This window comes from Anaerostipes sp. 992a (assembly GCF_001940245.1).
Classification (GTDB): domain Bacteria; phylum Bacillota; class Clostridia; order Lachnospirales; family Lachnospiraceae; genus Fimousia.
In genome coordinates this window covers 1,186,616-1,202,813 of the sequence record NZ_MJIG01000004.1, presented here as the reverse complement: position 1 = coordinate 1,202,813, position 16,198 = coordinate 1,186,616, and the positions used below count along the sequence as shown (strand labels likewise).

General features: G+C 38.1%; 14 protein-coding genes and 1 pseudogene. 13 read left to right on the top strand and 2 right to left on the bottom strand.

The genetic code is table 11. From position 1 onward, the window contains the following. Positions 1-537 precede the first annotated feature (537 nt). A complete protein-coding gene (gene ltrA, locus BHF69_RS10010; protein ID WP_158022576.1) occupies positions 538-1,818 on the top strand; it encodes a group II intron reverse transcriptase/maturase in 1,281 nt (426 codons plus the stop codon). A 191-nt stretch (positions 1,819-2,009) separates the two neighbouring features. Here ltrA and BHF69_RS14015 read toward each other — a convergent pair whose 3' ends face one another. After that, positions 2,010-2,273, bottom strand: coding sequence for a hypothetical protein (locus BHF69_RS14015; protein WP_143249526.1), 264 nt, complete (start codon positions 2,271-2,273; stop codon positions 2,010-2,012). A gap of 190 nt (positions 2,274-2,463) precedes the next feature. Between BHF69_RS14015 and BHF69_RS10000 the strand changes: the two genes are divergently transcribed. From BHF69_RS10000 to BHF69_RS09980, 5 genes are all read left to right on the top strand, one after another. Further along, positions 2,464-3,330 carry a C40 family peptidase gene (locus BHF69_RS10000; protein WP_075671149.1) on the top strand — a complete coding sequence of 289 codons (867 nt, stop codon included), beginning with the start codon at positions 2,464-2,466 and terminating at the stop codon, positions 3,328-3,330. Between the two features lie 242 nt (positions 3,331-3,572). After that, complete coding sequence (locus tag BHF69_RS09995) at positions 3,573-4,211, top strand: C40 family peptidase (RefSeq protein WP_075671147.1); 639 nt, start codon at positions 3,573-3,575, stop codon at positions 4,209-4,211. A gap of 158 nt (positions 4,212-4,369) precedes the next feature. Then, on the top strand, positions 4,370-5,089 hold the full coding sequence (locus tag BHF69_RS09990; RefSeq protein WP_075671145.1) for an ABC transporter ATP-binding protein: 720 nt from the start codon (positions 4,370-4,372) through the stop codon (positions 5,087-5,089). Between the two features lies 1 nt (position 5,090). Beyond that, the gene (locus tag BHF69_RS09985; RefSeq protein ID WP_075671143.1) at positions 5,091-5,819 is read left to right on the top strand and encodes a hypothetical protein; all 729 of its coding nucleotides are present in this window, start codon (positions 5,091-5,093) and stop codon (positions 5,817-5,819) included. Between the two features lie 14 nt (positions 5,820-5,833). Then, the gene (locus tag BHF69_RS09980; RefSeq protein ID WP_075671141.1) at positions 5,834-6,199 is read left to right on the top strand and encodes a GntR family transcriptional regulator; all 366 of its coding nucleotides are present in this window, start codon (positions 5,834-5,836) and stop codon (positions 6,197-6,199) included. Between the two features lie 47 nt (positions 6,200-6,246). Here BHF69_RS09980 and BHF69_RS09975 read toward each other — a convergent pair whose 3' ends face one another. After that, complete coding sequence (locus tag BHF69_RS09975) at positions 6,247-7,605, bottom strand: MATE family efflux transporter (RefSeq protein WP_075671139.1); 1,359 nt, start codon at positions 7,603-7,605, stop codon at positions 6,247-6,249. Positions 7,606-8,145: 540 nt separating this feature from the next. Here BHF69_RS09975 and hpf point away from each other — a divergent pair. From hpf to BHF69_RS09940, 7 genes and pseudogenes are all read left to right on the top strand, one after another. Beyond that, positions 8,146-8,676, top strand: a complete 531-nt coding sequence (gene hpf / locus BHF69_RS09970) for a ribosome hibernation-promoting factor, HPF/YfiA family (RefSeq protein ID WP_075671137.1) — start codon at positions 8,146-8,148, stop codon at positions 8,674-8,676. A 375-nt stretch (positions 8,677-9,051) separates the two neighbouring features. Next, positions 9,052-11,619, top strand: coding sequence for a preprotein translocase subunit SecA (gene secA, locus BHF69_RS09965; protein WP_075671135.1), 2,568 nt, complete (start codon positions 9,052-9,054; stop codon positions 11,617-11,619). Positions 11,620-11,738: 119 nt separating this feature from the next. Then, positions 11,739-11,861: pseudogene (locus BHF69_RS09960) on the top strand (MerR family DNA-binding transcriptional regulator); the annotation flags it as partial. A gap of 68 nt (positions 11,862-11,929) precedes the next feature. After that, positions 11,930-13,108 (top strand): RNA-guided endonuclease InsQ/TnpB family protein, encoded by a 1,179-nt coding sequence (locus BHF69_RS09955; RefSeq protein ID WP_075671134.1) that lies wholly within the window; start codon positions 11,930-11,932, stop codon positions 13,106-13,108. A gap of 193 nt (positions 13,109-13,301) precedes the next feature. Next, entirely contained in the window at positions 13,302-14,426 is a 1,125-nt protein-coding gene (gene prfB, locus BHF69_RS09950) for a peptide chain release factor 2 (RefSeq protein ID WP_075671132.1), read from the top strand. Positions 14,427-14,522: 96 nt separating this feature from the next. Further along, positions 14,523-14,966: an ACT domain-containing protein gene (locus BHF69_RS09945; RefSeq protein WP_075671130.1), complete on the top strand. Its 444-nt coding sequence runs from the start codon at positions 14,523-14,525 to the stop codon at positions 14,964-14,966. Positions 14,967-14,974: 8 nt separating this feature from the next. Then, the gene (locus BHF69_RS09940) at positions 14,975-16,192 is read left to right on the top strand and encodes a homoserine dehydrogenase (protein WP_075671128.1); all 1,218 of its coding nucleotides are present in this window, start codon (positions 14,975-14,977) and stop codon (positions 16,190-16,192) included. Positions 16,193-16,198: the final 6 nt, after the last annotated feature.

Sequence of the window (16,198 nt, the reverse complement as noted above, 5' to 3'; positions counted from 1 at the left end):
GGATTGTAAGAAGCTCCTCCAAATATTGCCTTGCTGGAATATTTCCGTTCTTTTTGTTTGCGCGCCATGGGCGCGCTCTAACGGGTGAAAGTCCCGAACACGCCTAGGCAACGAGGAAGTGTATAGCCGAACAGCAAGGGTGTCCATCGTGAGGTGGAATCTGAAGGAAGCTGTAAGCAAACTCTTGGTCCGACGGACAGAAATCACATATAAGGCTCGGAAATACGGATAAGTCTGCAAAAGGAGATGAAGTCCAAAAGTTGCTGGAAGTACGAGTAAATGTGGCGGATAGATGAGAGGAAAGAGCGTGCACCTTAAGCGTGGAGGTCTCACAGAGGTATCATCAGCCTAGTAACAACGAACTGTGAGAAATCAGCCGAGCCCATAGTAGTGAAGAAGTCTCTGTAATGGGGATGGAGTGAAGGGGCGAACAATCAATCAGTTTGAGTATGTCTCGTATTGCAGAAATGACAACATCTGCCGTAACCAATCGGGTAAAAGATGGTCAAATCAAGCGAGACGGAAAGGAAAGAACGCATGGACACAAGTAATCTAATGGAGCAGATATTATCTAGTGATAATCTCAACAGAGCATATCTGCAAGTCGTACGAAACAAAGGTGCAGAGGGAGTGGACGGAATGAAGTACACAGAACTCAAGGAACATCTTGCAAAGAACGGCGAAATCATCAAGGAACAGTTGAGGACAAGAAAATACAAACCTCAACCAGTACGAAGAGTGGAGATACCAAAGCCTGATGGTGGTGTCAGAAACCTAGGAGTACCAACGGTAACAGACAGATTTGTACAACAAGCCATTGCACAGGTACTAACACCAATCTATGAGGAACAATTCCATGACCACAGTTATGGATTCAGACCGAATAGGTGTGCACAACAAGCAATCCTAACAGCACTTGATATGATGAATGATGGTAATGATTGGATTGTAGACATTGACTTGGAAAAGTTCTTTGACACAGTAAATCATGACAAGCTGATGACCTTAATTGGAAGAACAATCAAGGATGGAGATGTCATCTCCATTGTGAGAAAGTATCTTGTCAGTGGAATTATGATTGATGATGAGTATGAAAACTCTGTAATAGGAACACCGCAAGGAGGAAATCTTTCTCCGCTATTAGCGAATATCATGCTCAATGAACTTGACAAAGAAATGGAAAAGCGAGGGCTCAATTTCGCGAGATATGCGGATGACTGTATCATTATGGTTGGGAGTGAAATGTCTGCAAATCGAGTAATGAGAAATATCTCTCGATTCATTGAGGAGAAACTAGGGCTTAAGGTCAACATGACAAAGAGTAAAGTGGATAAACCGCAAGGACTCAAATACCTTGGATTTGGATTCTATTTTGATTCAAGAGCACACCAATACAAGGCGAAGCCACATGCAAAATCAGTTGAGAAATTCAAGAAGAGGATGAAGGAACTCACCTGTCGTAGCTGGGGTGTAAGCAACAGCTACAAAGTGGAGAAACTCAATCAACTTATCAGAGGATGGGTTAACTACTTCAAGATAGGGAGTATGAAACATCTGTGCAGAGAAATGGATAAACATATCCGATTCAGACTTCGTATGTGTATATGGAAACAATGGAAAACACCACAAAACAGGGCAAAGAATTTAATGAAACTAGGCGTGCCCCAATGGGCAGCAAAGCGAACATCCTACGCTAAAGGGTTCGCAAGAGTATGTCGAGGTTCAGATGTATGCCAAGCTATAAGCAATAAGAGACTAACCTCATTCGGATTAGTCTCAATGTTAGATTACTACACCGAAAGGTGTGTTACTTGTTAAGTTGATTGAACCGCCGTGTACCGAACGGTACGCACGGTGGTGTGAGAGGTCGGAATTTCTCAATCAAGAGAAATTCCTCCTACTCGATTGTATTTTCTTGCATCTATATAGGTTGGGAAAACGGGGATATGGTCTATGAAAAAGCCTTCTTCTTTGCCACACTCCGTTTCTCCACACGAATATGGGAGAAATCAATACACTACAAAGAACGAAACCATTCCGGTAAAGCAATCTGCGGAGGAGCTTACATGTTTTCTCAGGCAGAAAATCTTTACCAAAAGCAGTGCTTTTGGTCGTCCATAAGGACAAATGGCTGGAAGCTTGCTTACATAGCCATTTGTCCCTGGACGAGAGATAAGATTTTCGTCTGCCCTGGTGTAAAACAAGAAAACATGTATCAGATTTGGAAGCTCCGTAGCTTGATTGCTGATTGGAATGATTTCGTTCTCACTCACTATCCCATAGTCAAAGAAACCCGCATTTTCTATATTAAGAATGTCTAAATTAATAAAGAAATTTTAAATATTACAAAAATATTACAAAAATAAGAAAAAACTATTTACAAATAGTTTCTGATGTGTTACTATAAGGACAGTTCAAAGAGCAAAGAATAAAAAACAATAATACGATAAAGGTGGGAAAAATATGGAACAAAGATTAGTAATTAGAAAGATACCCATAAGAATATTATCATTTGTATTATGTTTCATGATGATGGTTGGGGTTGTATTTACTGCACAGGAACAGGAAGTATCTGCTTCCTACATAAGATATGTAACTGTAGATTTTCTTAATATTAGGAAAAGCGCATCCGCTTCTTCTTCTATTCTTGGGAAGTATTCTTGGAAGGACGCAGTTACATGTACAGAGACTTCTGGCTCTTGGACTAAGGTTTCTTTCGAAGGGAAGAAGGGATATGTTAAGACAAAATATTTGTCTAAGACAAAACCAAAAGTAAACTATACAGATTCTTATACCAGATATGTAAAGAGTCGTGTGAATATCAGAAAGACCCCTTCTTCTGGATCTACATCTGTAGGTTCTTATTCACAGGGAACGAAGATTACCTGTTATGGCACAAGTGGAAGCTGGACAGTAGTGAAGAAGAGCGGATATTATCGTTTTGTAACAACAAAGTATTTATCTAAGACGAAAGTAACCGTATCAAAAGGGCAGCAGGTTGTAAATTATGCGAAGAAGTTTTTGGGAAATCCGTATGTATATGGAGGAACCAGCTTGACAAAAGGAGCAGATTGTTCTGGATTTACACAATCCATTTACAAGCATTTTGGATATAAGATTCCGAGATCTTCAAGTGCCCAGAGAAGTGCTGGTACGAAGGTAAGCTGGTCTAATAAAAAGGCCGGAGATTTGATCTGTTATTATGGACATGTAGCTATCTATATGGGTAATAATAAGGTGATTCATGCTAGCAGTAAAAAAACAGGAATTAAGACAACTTCTCCTGCAAACTACCGTGAAGTAGCATGTGTGAGAAGAATTGTGAAGTAATTATTACAATAATAATAAGTTGAAAAAAGCGCAAAATATGCGCTTTTTTTATTTATATTGCTCTAATTCGTATAAATATGACTTAATTATTATGAAAAATCGATATTTATGTCAAGAAACTATTACAGAAATATTACAATATGTGAAAAAACTATTTACAAGTGTTGCAAAGTGTGGTATTATTATTACAGTTAAAAAAGGGAACACAAAAGATTAGGAAGAGTATTGGTTAGGAGTAGACAATGAATCGTAAATTAGCAGTAAGAATATTATCATTTATATTATGTTTTTTAATGACAGCAGGTGTGTTGGTATTTTCTAATGAAAAGGAAGCATCTGCAGCATATACAAGATACACAACAGCAAGCGTAAAAGTAAAGGCAAAAGCGGATAAGAATTCCACTACCTTGACAAAGTTCAGTAAAGGTAAGAAATTAACCTGTTATACACTGGTAGATAATTACTGGTATAAGATTAAATATAACGGTGAATACGCATATGTGGCAAAGAAGTATACAACAAAGAAAAAACCAGTAACTGGTACAGATGTTGCAAACTATGCAAAGCGTTTTGTTGGTAATCCATATGTATATGGAGGAAGTAGTTTAACAAAAGGAACAGATTGTTCTGGATTTACAATGTCAGTGTATAAACATTTTGGATATAGCCTGCCTCATTCTTCTTCTGGTCAGGCGAGCAAAGGAACAAAAGTAAGCTGGTCTAATAAGAAACCAGGAGACTTGATCTGTTATTACGGACATGTAGCAATCTATATTGGTAACAATAAGATCGTACATGCAAGTAACGAAAAGACAGGAATTAAGATTTCTAACAATGCAGGATATCGTAAGGTGCGTTGCGTAAGAAGAATTATTAAGTAAATTACATAAGTTTGAAGAATCAACCCAGGACGTTTGGTCCTGGGTTTTTTGTTTTTCATCCATTGACAAATGTCTGCAATTGTATTATTATATTATTGTATTAAGTGATTAATACAATAATACTTAATTGTTGTTTTACATAAAGAAAGGAAAAGGGTATGGCAGAATTAGTGAAATGCAGTCATTTACAGAAGAAGTATGGAAGTAAGGAAGCGTTGACAGATGTATCAGTGACCATTGGAAGTGGGAAGATTATTGGTTTGCTGGGACCTAATGGATCTGGCAAGACAACACTGATCAAGGTGTTGAATGGATTGCTCCAGCCAACGCAGGGAGAAGTCCTGATCTGTGGCAATAAGCCAGGAATTGATAGTAAGGCGAAGGTCAGTTATCTGCCAGATAAGATGTATTTTGCAGATTGGATGAAGGTAAAGGACCTGATGGAGTTTTTTGAAGATTTTTATCAGGATTTTGACAGGAGAAAAGCGGAGGAGATGTGTCAGACATTGGGAATTTCCATGAATGACAAGATGAAGAAGCTGTCAAAAGGAAATAAAGAGAAGGTACAGTTGATTCTGGTAATGAGTCGGAAAGCAGAATTATATTTATTGGATGAGCCGATTGCGGGAGTTGATCCAGCAGCGAGAGATTTTATTCTGGATACGATTTTGAATAATTATAATGAAAATGGCACGGTTGTCATTTCAACCCATTTAATTGCGGATATTGAAAAGATTCTGGATGAAGTTATTTTTATTCAAAAAGGTAAGATTTTGGTACATGAACAGGTGGATAATCTGAGAGAAGAAAAGGGAAAATCCATTGACAGCCTGTTCCGTGAGATGTTTAAGGCAGATGTTTATGGGGGAGGGCAATAAGATGTTTGGAAAGTTGATAAAGTATGATTTAAAGTCCATGGCTAAGACCATGATACCGTTGTGGATATCTGTATTGATACTCGGAGGAGTATTCTCAATACAGATATTTATAAAACGACCAGATGTTTTTAATATTTTTATCGTTATACTGTTTGCTTTGTTTACTGCAATATTTGTTATGAATGTTATTTTCGTAATACAGAGATTCTGGCATGGGCTATTGAAGGAAGAGGGATATCTGATGTTTACATTGCCAGTTTCTGAAAGAATGTTAATTATATCCAAGGCAGTCAGTGCATTGATGATCAGCATAGGCAGCATGGTGGTATATTTGCTTGTGGCTTATATGATTGTCAGGGGTGCGGTTGGATCAGACTGGAATGAGATGGTGAATAGAATGATGCAGGAGTTTGAGCCCGAGATCTCTGTAATGGTCCAATGGGGAGCGTATGGAATTGCACTATCCATATTAGAGTTGCTGGCAACTATTTACCATGCATATGCAGCCATGGCGATTGGCCATCTAAGTAACCGATATGCATTGCCATGTGCATTTGTGGCATATATAGGATTGTCTATGGTGATGGGGTTTGCCACATCATGGATCGATTATTTTTCTATGGAATATCCGGTCGAAGGGATGATTTTGTTGCTGATTACTGTATGTGAGATTTTGGTTTATCATATTGTTACAGAGGTTATTTTAACAAAAAAATTGAATTTAGAATAAAGAAGGGATATGAGATGGAATGGAAGATTAGTGACGACCGCCCAATCTGGATACAGCTAAAAGAACAGCTGGGGAAGCAGATTGTGTCGGGAGAATATCAATGTGGTGATAAACTTCCCAGTGTTCGTGATCTGGCTAAGGAAGCGGAAGTGAATCCGAATACCATGCAGAGAGCTCTTGCAGCCCTGGACCAGGAAGGGCTGATTGTAACCAATCGTACTACGGGCAGGTGTGTTACAGATGATCCTCAAAGGATTGAGCGATGTCGTACGGAGATAGCAGCAGGGGTGATTTTGAGATATTTAGAAGATATGAAGGAATTGGGATATAACGAACAGGAAGCGATAGATTTGTTGATCAAGAAAAAAGAAAGTGAATAAATCGTATAAGAAAGTCGCCATACGGGAAATCCGTATGGCGCTTTGTTCTATTTTTCTACTAGGGATTTCTGCTCTCTGTGCTTGATATCAATATGATAAATAATACAAAGCGGAATTCCTGCTCCGATCCATGCCAGAGGACCTGCTGCTGCAATTCCCCAGAAGCCAAACGGACCGGTCAGAAAGAGAGCTGCGATGGAGCGGCAGATCAATTCGAGAATTCCACCTAAGAAAGGGATAAAGCCATTTCCCATTCCCTGCATGGCATTTCGATATAAAAAGATCATTCCGAGAGGAACATAGCATAAAATCATCAGTAGCAGATACATATGGGCATATTCCAAAATCTGAGGAATTACTTCTGGAGTATCTGTGGATAAGAAGAGCTGTACAATAGAGCTTCCGGTAAGATGGATGAAGATTCCTAATGCCAGGCTGATGACCAAAGTGTATAGAAAGCCTACCTTTGCTCCCGTGCGGATGCGGTCGAATCTGCCTGCACCTAGATTTTGTCCAGTGTATGTGGCAACCGCGCTACCCAGAGCAATGAAAGGCTGTACAGACAGGGATTCCAGTTTGTTGGCAGCGGTAAATGCAGCTACGGCAATATAGCCAAATGCATTTGTTTTTGTCTGGAGAACCATGGCACCTAAGGCAGTGACACAATATTGCAGTGCCATAGGAATTCCCATGCTCATCATTCGTTTCCAAAGAGAAAAGTCGGGAATAAAGTATTCTTTGGTTAATTTTAATAGCTCATAGTGTTTGGTGGCATAGAGAAAACACATAATGCCAGATACCAGCTGGGATAAGACTGTGGCAAAGGATGCGCCTGCTACACCCCAGTGGAATTTTAATATAAAGGTTAAGTCTAAAATAATATTTAATATAGAAGAAAAAACTAAAAAATACAAAGGAGTCTTGGAATCTCCCAAAGCACGTAAAATGGACGCAATCAAGTTATATACCATCGGGCCTATCAGTCCGAGAGTATAGATCAGTATATAACGGTAGGAATCCGTATAAATATTTGCAGGGGTGTGCAAAAGGTTCAGAATCGATTTCAGTCCTGCGGTGACACCGATGGTCATAAGGATCAAAAAGATACCTCCGAGGATAAAGCTGGAGCCAATGGCTCTTTTTAACTGGGGAATATTTTGAGCTCCATAGGATTGGGCAATCTGGATACCAAATCCGGTTGTAATTCCGATGATAAAGCCGATGGTCAAAAAGGTAATGGAATTGGTGGCTCCAACAGCAGCAAGGGCCTTTACGCTGACAAAACGTCCGACGATCATGGTATCTACCATAGTATAAAATTGTTGAAATAAACTTCCTAAAAAAACAGGGACTGCAAAGAACAGAAGATGCTTTGCGGTAGAACCCTGGGTCATATTATTTTCCATATAGGTCTCCTCCGATTCGTTTATAATTTCATATGCGTTACGTATTACTATAACGGAAAGCGGGGCGGGAATTCAATAGTGGATTCGTCGAAATTGTAGAAAAATGAAATGGAATAGTCTGAAAATTCAAAAATATAAGAAAAAATAGGAATTTAGTAAAAATCTCTAAGATTAAGGCATGAAGGTAAAGTATTCAGATATTGCACACTTGTTATCCACGTTTGTATAAATAGAAAAATGGCTTTTTTAAGGGAAAAATGGGTTATACACAAAGTTATCCACATTATCCACAAAAAAAGGCACGAATTTCGTGGATATCTTTTTGGGAGAAAAGAAACATATGTTTTGTGTAAATGTAATAAAAAACAGTTTTTAACAAAGAATTTATATTTTCTTAATATTAAAAAAAATATAAAATTGATTGAAAATAATAAAATGTGAAAAAAGTTTAAAGAAAAATATTCATGGATGGTTAATCATTGGAAAAATCAACTGGATATGGTATAATAAATCTATCTTAAGACAAAGGAGCTGGTTGATATGCGTTTTATTATTAGTGGAAAAAACATCGAGGTAACAGAAGGAATTCGCTCAGCTATAGAGCATAAATTGAGTAAACTGGACAAATATTTTTCTGAAGATGCAGAGATTTTTGTTACTTTGAGTGTTGAGAGAAATAGACAGAAAATTGAAGTAACAATTCCAATGAAAGGGCAGGTTGTCAGAGCTGAGCAAGATAGTACAGATATGTATGTATCCATTGATTTAGTTGTTGATATTATCGAACGTCAGATTCGCAGATATAAGACAAAATTAATGAATCAGAAATTATCTGGAACAGAATTTAAAAAAGAATTCTTTGAAGTAGATGACGATGCTCAAGATGAAGAGATCAAAATTGTTCGTAGCAAGAAGTTTGCGATTAAGCCTATGGATGTAGAAGAAGCATGTGTACAGATGGAATTGATCGGCCATACCTTCTTCGTATTCCGCAATGCAGATACATTTGAAGTAAATGTAGTATACAAAAGAAAAGATGGTACATTTGGTTTGATTGAACCAGAATTTTAAGAAGTCAGATCATAGAAAAGAGGAAGCCAGTTTCGTGCTGATACACGAGGCTGGCTCTTTTTGTTATAGCAAAAAGAGCCATGCAATTTCGAAGGCGCAGAACGCCTTCTCGCTTTAGGGCTTCGCCCTATGATCCAAGAGAAGTGAGCCATGTAATCTCGAAGGTGTAAAACACCTTCTCGCTTTAGGGCTTCGCCCTATACCACAGAAAAAAACAGGCTCAATCATCTGCAAGCACATGATTGAACCATTTATTTTCTGAGTTGCATGGCTCAGTGGGAAAAAGTTTATAATTGTTTTACATTCCGCGCATTGACGGCAATTTTGAGAGATGTTAGAATGAAAAATAGAATTTTTTATTTAGGAGTGAAATATATGGGTTTATTCGATAAGGTATTTGGAAGCCATAGTGAAAAAGAGATTAAGAGAATCTCTGGCAAGGTAGATCAGATTGAAAAGCTGGAACCGAAGATGGAAAAACTCACAGATGATGAGTTAAGACATAAAACTGTTGAATTTAAAGAAAGACTGGCCAATGGAGAGACATTGGATGATATTTTAGTAGAAGCATTTGCGACAGTTCGTGAAGCAGCCAAGAGAACGTTGAATATGAGACATTACCGTGTACAGTTGATCGGTGGTATTATCCTTCATCAGGGACGTATTGCCGAGATGAAGACTGGGGAAGGTAAGACACTGGTATCTACGTTGCCTGCATATTTGAATGCGTTGGAAGGAAAAGGTGTGCATATTGTAACTGTCAATGAATATCTGGCAAAGCGTGATGCGGAGTGGATGGGACAGATTCACACATTCTTGGGATTGTCTGTTGGAGTAGTTACCAACGATATGGATACCGAACAGCGTCAGGAGATGTACGGATGTGACATTACTTATATTACTAACAATGAATTGGGATTTGATTATTTAAGAGATAATATGGTCAATGATAAATCTCGTCTGGTACAGAGAGAATTGAACTATGCCATCGTCGATGAGGTGGACTCTGTATTGATCGATGAAGCGAGAACACCATTGATTATTTCAGGTCAGAGTGGAAAGTCTACCGATCTTTATCGGATGTGTGACATGCTGGCACGTCAGATGGAACGAGGCAGCTCTGATGGAGAGATTTCCAAAATTGATGCGATTATGAACGAAGTTGTAGAGGAAGATGGAGATTTCCTTGTAAATGAAAAGGATAAGCATGTGATGCTGACTGCACAAGGTGTGGAGAAAGTAGAGAAGTTCTTTAATATTGAAAATTTGGCTGATCCAGAACATTTAGCATTACAGCACAATATGATTTTGGCACTGAGAGCACATAATCTGATGTTCAAAGATAAGGACTATGTGGTAAAGGGCGATGAAGTATTGATCGTAGATGAATTTACTGGACGTATTATGCCGGGAAGACGTTATTCTGATGGACTTCATCAGGCCATTGAAGCCAAAGAGCATGTGAAGGTAAAGAGAGAGTCTAAGACTCTGGCTACGATTACTTTCCAGAATTTCTTTAATAAATATAAGAAAAAAGCTGGTATGACGGGTACAGCATTAACAGAAGAGCAGGAATTTAGAGAAATCTATGGTATGGACGTTATTGTAATCCCTACGAATATGCCAGTAATCCGAATTGATCATGAAGATTCTATTTATAAGACAAGAGCAGAGAAGCTGAATGCAGTTGTGGATGAAATCGTAAGCTCCCATGAGAAGGGACAGCCGGTTCTGGTTGGTACCATTACCATTGAGGCATCTGAAGAACTGAGTCTGATGCTTAAGAGACGTGGAATCCCACATAATGTATTGAATGCAAAATTCCATGAACAGGAAGCGGAAATCATTTCTCATGCCGGTGAGCTGGGTGCAGTTACTATTGCTACTAACATGGCAGGACGTGGTACGGATATTAAGCTTGCGGATGGAGTAGCTGAAGTTGGCGGACTGAAGATCATTGGTACAGAACGTCATGAATCCAGACGTATTGATAATCAGCTGCGCGGACGTTCTGGACGTCAGGGAGATCCAGGTGAATCCAAGTTCTATTTATCATTGGAAGATGATCTGATGCGCTTATTTGGATCTGAGCGTATGATTGGTATTTATAATGCGCTGGGCATTCCAGAAGGAGAAGAGATTCAGCATAAGACCATTACCAATACCATTGAAAAGGCACAGAAGAAGATTGAGAATAATAACTTCTCCATTCGACGTAATCTGTTAGAATATGATCAGGTTAACAATGAACAACGTGAGATTATTTATGCAGAACGTCGCAGAGTGTTAGATGGAGAAGATATGCAGGAAGTTGTTCGAAATATGATTACTGATACAGTGGAAAATTACGTAACAGCAACCTGTAACGATGATGTTCCGGTAGAAGAGTGGAATATGACAGAACTGAACCGTGAATTATGCCGCATCATTCCATTTGGCGGTATTGCACTGACAGAAGAAGATAAGAAATCAGGAGTGGCTCATTTATCAGACCGATTAAAAGAACAGGCATTAAGCCTTTATGAGGAGAAACAGAAGGAATTTGACCCAGAGGATATGAGAGAGATCGAACGCATCATTCTGTTGAATATCATTGATCGTAAATGGATGGATCATATTGATGATATGGATCAGCTTCGCCAGGGAATTGGTTTGTATGCGTATGGTAACAGAGATCCGTTGGTTGAATATCGATTTGCCGGATTTGATATGTTTGAACAGATGACAAAATCCATTCAGGAAGATACTACTAATGCATTATTCCATGTTCGTGTGGAACAGAAAGTAGAAAAGGAAGAGACTCCAGAAATTACCGGAACCAATAAGGATGAAGAAAGTTCCAAGGGGCCATATCGCAGAAAGAATGCGAAGGTTGGACGAAATGATCCATGTCCTTGTGGAAGTGGTAAGAAATATAAGCATTGCTGTGGAAGAGGAAAATAAACCAAGCGATAGAGATATAAAGGAGCAATTGTTAAGCAATTAAAAATACAGATAAATGTGTTTATATGTGATACAATGTGTTTATAAAGAAAGGAGAATTATTTATGAACACATCAAATATCACAAATTATAAACCAAAAGATTTTGCTGAATTACTTGGAGTGTCAGTAAAAACTCTTCAACGTTGGGACAGAGATGGAATTCTCAAAGCAAATCGTACTCCAACTAACAGAAGATATTATATCAATATTACATGTGTTCAGTTGTAGATTGTATGGATTTCGCAAGTATAAAAATTAGATAAAGGAGGATGAGGAAATTGCGAAAGAGTTACAAAACGGAAATAAATCCAACGCAGGAGCAGATACGAAAGATAAATAAAACAATTGGAACTTGTAGATTTATTTATAACTTTTACCTTGCTCATAATAAAGAACTTCTCGACAAAGGCGAAAAATTTATGACGGCAAAATCTTTTAGTGTTTGGCTTAATAATGAATTTCTACCCAATCATCCGGAATATTTATGGATAAAAGATGTGAGTTCTAAGTCAGTTAAAAAATCCATGGAAAATGCGTACACTGCTTTTTCTAGATTTTTTAAAAAGCAGAGTAGATTTCCCAGATTTAAAAAAAAGAATAAGTCAGATGTGAAAATGTATTTTGTGAAAAATAATCCAAAAGACTGCTTCTGTGAAAGACATAGAATTAATATCCCTACTCTTGGATGTGTCAAATTAAAAGAAAAGGGTTACATTCCAACAACAAAGCAAGGATATGTGATCAAAAGTGGTACAGTCTCCTGCAAGGCTGGGAGATATTATGTATCAGTTTTAATAGAGATTCCTGATCAGAATAAACCACAATTAAATGATTTTGGATTAGGGATTGATTTGGGACTTAAAAATTTTGCAGTTATTAGTAATGGTATTACAAAGAAAAATATCAATAAAACTGAAAGAATAAGAAAATTAGAGAAACAATTAAAAAGAGAACAGCGTTGTCTATCGAGGAAATACGAAGACTTAAAGAAACGCAACAATAAAATGAAAGGAGAAGCCACTAGACAAAATATTCAAAAACAAGTCTTAAAGGTACAGAAACTTCATCATAGAATAGAAAATGTTCGCGCTGATTATATCAATAAATGTGTAAATGAGATAGTGAAAACCAAACCATCTTATATTACCATTGAAGATTTGAATGTAAAAGGAATGATGAAGAATAAGCATCTGTCTAAAGCAGTTGCTTCACAGAAATTCTATGAGTTTAGAACAAAACTTGAAGCAAAATGCAAAGAACTGGGAATTGAATTAAGAATTGTAGATAGATGGTATCCATCAAGTAAGTTATGTCATGAATGTGGTTGTGTTAAGAGAGATTTAAAACTTTCTGATAGAGAATATATTTGTGAATGTGGATATCATGCTGATAGAGATTATAATGCAAGCCTTAATTTAAGAGATGCAATATCCTACAAAATAGCATAAAACAAGCGTTTGTAGGCATGTACCGATGGCTTTAGTCGGGAATTTACGACTGTGGACTGTACAAGAACTTGTGAGTAGCGTATTACTTGTAATCGCAAAAGCATACAGGATGAAGCAGTAAGAAAAGTTTGTGAAAACTTTCAATATCTCGATATGGGTATATTTGTCTATATTTTGAGTGGCAGCAGATATTGTGGTAGAATTAGATCAGTTTAAGTATAAGATTGGCGGATATGAGGAACCGCTTTGTGAGCTTAAAGAATCCCTGGGGCTAGATTTAAAGCAGGAGAGGATCGATCAGCTGGAAGCACAAATGGAAGCACCAGATTTTTGGGATGATGTTACATCATCCCAATTTGTTATGAAAGAGTTAAAACAACTAAAAGATGTGGTAGAATCTTACGAAACGTTGCAGGAAGAAAAAGACGACATCGAGACCATGATCGAAATGGGTTATGAGGAAGAAGATCCGGAGCTGGTTCCAGAAGTCAAAGAAATGTTAGAAAAATTTGAAGAGGATTTTGAAAATCTTCGTATTAGTACGCTGCTTTCGGGAGAATATGATAAGGAAGATGCAATTTTGAGTCTGAATGCGGGAGCAGGAGGAACAGAGTCCTGTGACTGGGTCAGTATGTTATATCGTATGTATCATAAATGGGCCGAGAAAAAAGGATTCAGGATACAGATTTTAGATTATCTGGATGGAGAAGTTGCAGGAATCAAATCCGTGACAATGTTGATTTCTGGTGAGAATGCATATGGATATTTGAAATCAGAAAAAGGCATTCACCGCCTGGTACGCATTTCTCCATTTAATGCGGCAGGAAAGAGACAGACATCCTTTGCGTCCTGTGATATTATGCCGGATATTAAGCAGGATATTAATATTGAAATTGCGGATGATGAGATTCGGATTGATACGTATCGTTCCAGCGGTGCTGGTGGTCAGCATATTAATAAGACGGATTCTGCCATTCGTATTACCCATCTTCCTACAGGAACGGTGGTACAATGTCAGAATGAGCGTTCTCAGCATCAGAATAAGGAAAAGGCTATGCAGATGCTGAAGGCAAAGCTGTATTTATTGAAGGAGCAGGAAAAGAAGGAAGAATTATCCGGCATCCGCGGTGAAGTGATGGACAATGGATGGGGAAGCCAGATCAGGTCTTATGTGCTGCAGCCGTATACAATGGTGAAGGATCATAGGACAAATGAGGAAAGCGGAAATCCATCTGCAGTTTTAGATGGAGCATTGGATAATTTCATTAATGCGTATCTGAAATGGGAGAATTTAAAGCAGACAAAGCAGGAAGATTAAGAGAATATGAAAAAAAACTTGCGAATCCTGTAGAAACGTGGTAATATCTTTTGGTGACGGACAAGTGTATTTCCCGCAAAGACAAAGGAGGAAAGGATGTCTGAAGATACAAAATATTATGTCATAAAACAAAAAGCAGTTCCAGAGGTGCTGTTAAAGGTTGTAGAAGTTCAGAAAATACTGGATGCAGATCCGACAAAAACAGTGCAGGAAGCTTCGACAGAAGTAGGAATCAGCAGGAGTTCCTATTATAAATATAAGGATGATATTTTTCCATTTCACGATAATAAGAAAGGGAGAAATATTACCTGTGTCATAGAGATTCGGGATTGTCCTGGTATTATTTCTACAATTTTAAATATTTTTGCAAAATATCATACGAATATATTGACGATTCATCAGAGTATTCCAATTAACGGAATTGGAATACTGACCTTAAGTGTGGATATACTGTCTATTACTACGGATGTATCGGCGATGTTAGATGAAGTAGAACATTTAGAGAGAATAATCAGCGTGAAAATTATTGCCAGAGAGTGAGGAAACAGATGATAAATGTTGCGATTTTAGGATATGGAACGGTTGGTTCCGGGGTATTTGAAGTAATCAAGACCAACAATGAAATGATTAGTAAAAAAGCAGGAAAAAAAGTGCATGTAAAATATGTGTTGGATAAGAGAGAATTTCCAGCGGATGATCCGGTTAATGAGGTGCTTTGCCACAATTTTGAAACCATCGTATCTGATCCGGAAATCAGTATCGTTGTAGAGGTGTTGGGCGGTATAGAGCCATCCTATACATGGGTTTCTCAGTGCTTAAAGAGAGGAAAGAGTGTATGTACCTCCAATAAGGAGCTGGTAGCTAAACACGGAGCTGAGCTTCTTGCTCTGGCAGCAGAAAATAATGCCAATTTCTTCTTTGAAGCCAGTGTTGGAGGAGGAATTCCAATTATCCGTCCATTAAATCATTCTTTATCTGCAGATGAGATTACAGAAATCACTGGAATTTTAAATGGAACCACCAATTATATCTTAAGCAAAATGAGTGATGAAGGGCTGGATTTTGATTCTGTTTTAAAAGATGCACAGGAAAAAGGCTATGCAGAACGTCATCCGGAAGCAGATGTAGAAGGATATGATGCATGCCGCAAGATTGCGATTTTAACATCGCTGGCATTTGGAAGACAGGTTGATTTTGAAGATATTTATACCGAAGGAATCACAAAGATTACGGACAAGGATATTAAATACGCAAAGGCCATGAATAAGAGCATTAAGCTGCTTGGAACAAGCTGTAAGGCTGATGGAAAGGTTTATGCGATGGTATGCCCGATGATGATTGGACAGAACCATCCGCTATATAGTGTAAAAGATGTATTTAATGCTATTTTTGTCAATGGAAATATGGTAGATGATCTGATGTTTTATGGTAGAGGAGCAGGCAAGCTTCCTACGGCCAGTGCAGTAACGGCTGACGTAGTAGAGGCTGCAAGAAATCTTGGTAATACTCTTCCGATATTGTGGAGTCAGGATAAATTAGAATTGGCCAGCACAGGAGAATTTAAGCATCAGTTCTTTGTAAGAATGAAAGAGGAAACATCCAGGGAAGAGATAGAGAAGGCATTCGGCAAGGTTTCGTATGTTACATTGGAAGATGTAAAAGGAGAGGTTGCATTTGTAACTCCGCTGATGAAGGAAAAAGAGTATCAGCAAAAGATTAAAGCATTTGAAACCGTGATCAGCATGATCAGAATGAATGCAAAATAATTCCAG

Coding starts and splice junctions, on each gene's coding strand:
- ltrA (WP_158022576.1), top strand. CDS start 538: ATGGACACAAGTAATCTAATGGAGCAGATATTATCTAGTGATAATCTC.
- BHF69_RS09945 (WP_075671130.1), top strand. CDS start 14,523: ATGTCTGAAGATACAAAATATTATGTCATAAAACAAAAAGCAGTTCCA.
- BHF69_RS10000 (WP_075671149.1), top strand. CDS start 2,464: ATGGAACAAAGATTAGTAATTAGAAAGATACCCATAAGAATATTATCA.
- BHF69_RS09995 (WP_075671147.1), top strand. CDS start 3,573: ATGAATCGTAAATTAGCAGTAAGAATATTATCATTTATATTATGTTTT.
- BHF69_RS09940 (WP_075671128.1), top strand. CDS start 14,975: ATGATAAATGTTGCGATTTTAGGATATGGAACGGTTGGTTCCGGGGTA.
- BHF69_RS09985 (WP_075671143.1), top strand. CDS start 5,091: ATGTTTGGAAAGTTGATAAAGTATGATTTAAAGTCCATGGCTAAGACC.
- BHF69_RS09990 (WP_075671145.1), top strand. CDS start 4,370: ATGGCAGAATTAGTGAAATGCAGTCATTTACAGAAGAAGTATGGAAGT.
- BHF69_RS09955 (WP_075671134.1), top strand. CDS start 11,930: ATGAGGAAATTGCGAAAGAGTTACAAAACGGAAATAAATCCAACGCAG.
- secA (WP_075671135.1), top strand. CDS start 9,052: ATGGGTTTATTCGATAAGGTATTTGGAAGCCATAGTGAAAAAGAGATT.
- hpf (WP_075671137.1), top strand. CDS start 8,146: ATGCGTTTTATTATTAGTGGAAAAAACATCGAGGTAACAGAAGGAATT.
- BHF69_RS09975 (WP_075671139.1), bottom strand. CDS start 7,605: ATGGAAAATAATATGACCCAGGGTTCTACCGCAAAGCATCTTCTGTTC.
- BHF69_RS09980 (WP_075671141.1), top strand. CDS start 5,834: ATGGAATGGAAGATTAGTGACGACCGCCCAATCTGGATACAGCTAAAA.